The sequence below is a fragment of the Methylobacterium aerolatum genome (assembly GCF_022179085.1).
In the GTDB taxonomy this organism is placed as follows: Bacteria; Pseudomonadota; Alphaproteobacteria; order Rhizobiales; family Beijerinckiaceae; genus Methylobacterium; species Methylobacterium aerolatum.
In genome coordinates this window covers 1-2,294 of sequence record NZ_BPQE01000060.1, presented here as the reverse complement: position 1 = coordinate 2,294, position 2,294 = coordinate 1, and the positions used below count along the sequence as shown (strand labels likewise).

The 2,294-nt window shown below is 64.3% G+C and carries 1 protein-coding gene and 2 pseudogenes; 2 read left to right on the top strand and 1 reads right to left on the bottom strand.

Annotated features, from left to right (window positions below):
• Nucleotides 1-633: 633 nt before the first annotated feature.
• Nucleotides 634-795 (top strand): annotated as a pseudogene (locus tag MFF06_RS22540) (IS701 family transposase); the annotation flags it as partial.
• A gap of 52 nt (nt 796-847) precedes the next feature.
• Nucleotides 848-1,986, top strand: a protein-coding gene (locus MFF06_RS22535) for an IS3 family transposase (RefSeq protein ID WP_238208436.1) whose coding sequence is annotated in 2 segments (ribosomal slippage) — nt 848-1,127 and nt 1,127-1,986 — 1,140 coding nt in all. Because the reading frame shifts where the segments join, the coding sequence is not laid out codon by codon here.
• A gap of 112 nt (nt 1,987-2,098) precedes the next feature.
• On the opposite strand, the pseudogene MFF06_RS22530 reads toward MFF06_RS22535, so the two are convergent.
• Nucleotides 2,099-2,294: pseudogene (locus MFF06_RS22530) on the bottom strand (IS5/IS1182 family transposase); the annotation flags it as partial.

Below are 2,294 nucleotides of genomic sequence, written 5' to 3'. Positions count from 1 at the left end.
TCGACCGGAGCGACGGGCCGTACTGGAGCGACGGGTTCGACCGGAGCGACGGGAACTGTCGGAGCATCCGGAGCCACGGGTTCGACCCAGGACAACCTTACCACCGGGCCTACGGGTTCGACCGGAGTGAACGGCGGGAGTGGGGCTGTTATCGACCCAGGATCGGCAAACACTGGAACTCACCCAGTGTTTACAAATCCTGCTTCGGGTTCGGGTGTGTCTGATATGAAGGTCTTGAAGTCGCTGGGAGATCTCATCAGTCGTCTGATTGCCAACCATGGGTCGGTGAGCGCACTACTGACGGATCCTTCAGCTCAGCAAGATGTTATGACACTTCTGAAGGCCTTCAGCCTTGGCGGTAATTCGAGCAACACCCTAACTCAGCAGGGTTTCTCATCTGGGATTAATAAGCCCAATTTTGGTGGTTCTTCTTCCACCTCGTCATCGCCGAATGACCTGCTTAGCAACATAGGTAAGCACGGTAGCTAAGCTGAAGTCGGAGGGCTTTCAGCTAGGAGCCCTCCGGAAGTGAAAGAGGTCGCGGTTTGCAACCGCGGCCTCTTTTCATTTCAATGCGGTTCGATACCAATGACGAGTAAGAAAGCGGCAAGTACATCTCGATGCATGGCCCGCTCACCGTCAGTCTGGACGCGCCTGTCGGCGGGCAAGGGCACGAAGGGCGCGCGGCTTTACGACTGGGCCTGCTGCGAGTTGGCCGACCGCGACGGGGCCGACTACGAACAGGCTGGCCTGTGGACGCGCGGCCTGCAGATCCGTCGTAGCCTGGGATTGGGATTGCCCCGGTTCGGTCGACACCGAGAACGCTTTCGCGTGAGGTGTTTTTCCGATGCCCAAGACCCGTCCCGCATACCCCGCTGAGTTCCGCCGGCAGATGGTCGATCTGGTCCGTGCCGGCCGGGATCCGACCGACCTCGCCCGCGAGTTCGAGCCCGCACGCCAGACCATTCAGAACTGGGTGGCTGAAGCTGATCGCAGTGAAGGTCGGCGGGAGGCCAAGCCGCCGCCCGCCGATCCTGGCCTGACAGCGACCGAGCGTGACGAGCTCGCCCGGCTCCGGCGGGAGGTCCGGCAGTTGAAGCTGGAGCGCGATATCCTCTCTCGCGCGACGGCCTGGTTTGCGCGGGAGACCGGGGTTCTGCCATCAGGGTCTTCCGGTTCATGAGCGCCAACCGGGCCGACTTCCCCATCGCCGTCATGGCCCGCACGCTCGGCGTATCGAAGGCCGGATACTATGCCTGGATCGGTCGGCCGACCTCGATGCGGAAGGTGGCTGATGCCGCGCTGCTGAAGCGGATCCGCACCGTTCACCTCGGCTCGCATGAGACCTATGGCGCGCCGCGCGTCCAGGCCGATCTGCGGATGCAAGGTGAGCGACACTCCCGCAAACGGATCGCCCGGTTGATGCGGGAAGCCGGCCTCGTCGGGGCATGCCACCGGCGCGGCGGCCCCGTCACGACGCGGCCGGACCGGGAGGCGAGGCCCGCCCCCGATCTCGTCGATCGCGTGTTCTCGGCCGAGGCACCGAACCGGCTCTGGGTCGCCGACATCACCTATGTGCCGACGGTTTCTGGTTTCCTCTACCTCGCCGTGGTGCTCGACGCCTTCAGCCGCCGCATCGTCGGGTGGGCCATGGCCCATCACCTCCGCTCGGAGCTGGTGCTGGATGCCTTGGAGATGGCCGTCGCGCAGCGCCGACCGCACGAGGTGATCCACCACTCGGACCAGGGGTCGCAATACACCTCGCTGGCCTTCGGCAACCGCTGCCGGGAGGCGGGTGTGCGCTCCTCGATGGGCTCTGTCGGCGACGCGTACGACGACGCCATGGCCGAGAGTTTCTTCTCCACCCTCGAATGCGAGTTGCTCGCTCGCCGCCGCTTCCGCTCTCAGGCCGAAGCCCGGATGGCGATGTTCAGCTACATCGAGGGCTTCTACAATCCGCTGCGCCTTCATTCCGCTCTTGGCTAGCGCTCATCCGTTGTTTTCGAGCAGGAAACCGAAAAAGACACGTCAAGCCTGGCCTGGATCAAGCAAGCACCCTAACCGTCCACCGAACCGGGGCAATCCCAATCCCAATCCCAAACCACGCCAGCGTGCGCTCGACGACCCACCTGCGACGTCCCAGCCGCTGGCTGCTCTCGATCCCGCGCCGGGCGATGCGGGGCCGGATGCGGCGGCGGGTCAGCGCCTGACGACAGCGGCGGTGGTCGTAGGCCTTGTCGGCATGCAGCTTCGAGGGCCGCTTGCGCGGCGGTGTAAGCGGTGTCCTCAAGCCA